Consider the following 2,294-nt stretch of genomic DNA (forward strand, 5'->3'; position numbering starts at 1 on the left):
GCTTTGCCCCGGGTGCCGGCTGCCTCGCTGCCGACCTCGAAATCGGCCATCCTCTCCAGCGCCCTGACCAGGGCCGAATGATCCTCCTTGGCGCCGCCATTGGCCGCGCAGGCGTTGAACAGCTGCTGCGTGGTCGACGTGTTGGGCAGCGACACGCCGAGCGCTTTCGCGCCCTCCAGCGCGAGGTTCAGATCCTTCTGGTGCAGTTCGATCCGAAAACCCGGGGCGAAGGTGCGCTTGACCATACGCTCGCCATGCACTTCCAGAATGCGCGAAGCCGCCAGCCCGCCCATCAGCGCCTGCCTGACCTTGGCCGGATCCGCGCCGGCTTTCGAAGCAAAAACAAGCGCTTCGGCGACGGCTTCAATGGTCAGCGCGACGACGATCTGGTTGGCCACCTTGGTGGTCTGGCCAACGCCGTTGGGCCCGACCAGGGTGATGTTCTTGCCTATCTTCTCGAACACGGGCTTGGCGCGCTCGAAGGGTTTCTCCTCGCCGCCGACCATGATGGTGAGCGACGCCGCCTTGGCGCCAACCTCGCCGCCCGAGACCGGCGCGTCGAGATAGTCGCAGCCTAGATCGTTGATTTTCCTGGCAAAAATCTTGGTCTCGATCGGTGAGATCGAGCTCATGTCGATGACCAGCTTGCCTTTGGTCAGACCGGACGCGACGCCGTTCTCGTGAAACAGCACATCGGCGACCTGCGGTGTGTCGGGCACCATCAGAATGATGATGTCGGCGGCCTTCGCCACGGCAGCATGGCCGGTGACTGACGTTAGGCCCTTGGCGACGAGATCGGCTGAGAGTTGCGATCGATGGTCGCTGGCTATGATCCTGTAGCCCGCGTCCAACAGGTGCCCCGCCATCGGTGCGCCCATGATGCCGAGGCCGATGAAGCCGATGGTTTCCATTTTGGTTCTCCAGTTGCTTGTGTGAAACGCCCCCTCATCCGGCCGCTAGCGCGGCCATCTTCCCCCGAGGGGAGAAGAGAAGCCGACGTTGGTGCCTGTCTCTTCTCCCCACCGGGGAGAAGGTGGCCCGAAGGGCCGGATGAGGGGGCGCGGCGTTGGCTAGGCCGCAGCACTTCCCTGCCCGGCTAATGCTTGAAACCACCCCAGCCCAGCCTCCGTCCCGGCCTTCGGCTTGTATTCCGCCCCGATCCACCCGGAATAGCCGATGCGGTCGATGTGCTCGTACAGGAAGGGAAAATTGATCTCGCCCGTCCCCGGCTCGTGACGGCCTGGATTGTCCGCAAGCTGGATATGCGCGATGCGGTCGAGGTTTACCTCGATGGTACGGGCGAGATCCCCCTCCATGATCTGCATGTGATAGATGTCGTATTGCAGGAACAGGTTCTTCGACCCGACACGGTCGATAAGCGCCAACGCCTGATCGGTATAATTGAGAAAAAAGCCCGGGATATCGCGCGTGTTGATCGGCTCGATCAGCAGCCTGATGCCGGCCTGCTCCAGCTTTTCCGCCGCGAAGGCAAGGTTTTCGGCAAAGACGTCCTCCAGCACCTTGCGGTCGGCGCCGGTGGGCACGATGCCGGCTAGGCAATTGACCTGCTGGCAGCCGAGCGCCTGCGCGTAGGTGATCGCCTTGGCGATGCCCTGGCGGAATTCCGGCACGCGGTCCGGCAGCACGGCAATGCCGCGTTCGCCCTTGCCCCAGTCGCCGGCCGGCAGGATGAACAGCACCTGGGTCACGCCGTTCTTCTTCAGCCGGGCGGCGACGACATCGGGCGCATGGTCATAGGGGCCGATATATTCGACGCCCTTGAAGCCGGCGCGGGCGGCGGCATCGAAACGGTCGAGGAACTCATGCTCGCCAAAGAGCATCGAAAGATTGGCTGAAAAACGCGGCATTCTTTTTCTCCTTTTCTCCGCCAAGCCTAATCCAGCATGACGATCGACGTCGGCGCATCTTCGTGGCTCTCGGCAAGCTCCTCGAATTCGGTGATCTTGTCGATCTCGGTGCCCATCGAGATGTTGGTGACGCGTTCGAGGATGAATTCGAGGACAACCGGAACCCGGTGTTCTTTCATCAACCGCTGCGCCTCCTTGAAGGCACCGGCGAACTCTTCCGGCTTGCGCACCCTGACCGCCTTGCAGCCCATCGCCTCGGCGACGGCAACATGGTCGACGCCATAGCCGGCCTCGGGATCGCCTGCCCGGTTGATGTTCTCGAAGGCAAGGTCGACCTCGAAGTCCATCGAGAAACCCCGCTGCGCCTGGCGGATCAAGCCGAGATAGGCGTTGTTCACGACGACATGGAGATAGGGCAGCTTGTGC

Annotated in this window: 3 protein-coding genes; all 3 read right to left on the bottom strand. The window is 62.6% G+C overall.

Features of this window, described 5'->3' with window-relative positions:
* Positions 1-911, bottom strand: a 911-nt coding sequence (locus tag EN969_RS27390) for a 2-hydroxy-3-oxopropionate reductase (protein WP_127419556.1), incomplete at its 3' end; no start/stop codon positions are given.
* A 159-nt stretch (positions 912-1,070) separates the two neighbouring features.
* The gene (gene hyi, locus EN969_RS27395; RefSeq protein WP_127419557.1) at positions 1,071-1,868 is read right to left on the bottom strand and encodes a hydroxypyruvate isomerase; all 798 of its coding nucleotides are present in this window, start codon (positions 1,866-1,868) and stop codon (positions 1,071-1,073) included.
* Between the two features lie 26 nt (positions 1,869-1,894).
* Positions 1,895-2,294, bottom strand: a 400-nt coding sequence (locus EN969_RS27400) for a thiamine pyrophosphate-dependent enzyme (RefSeq protein WP_245467524.1), incomplete at its 5' end; no start/stop codon positions are given.

It is taken from the genome of Mesorhizobium sp. M7A.F.Ca.CA.003.01.2.1, from assembly GCF_003998945.1.
Lineage (GTDB): Bacteria > Pseudomonadota > Alphaproteobacteria > Rhizobiales > Rhizobiaceae > Mesorhizobium > Mesorhizobium ciceri.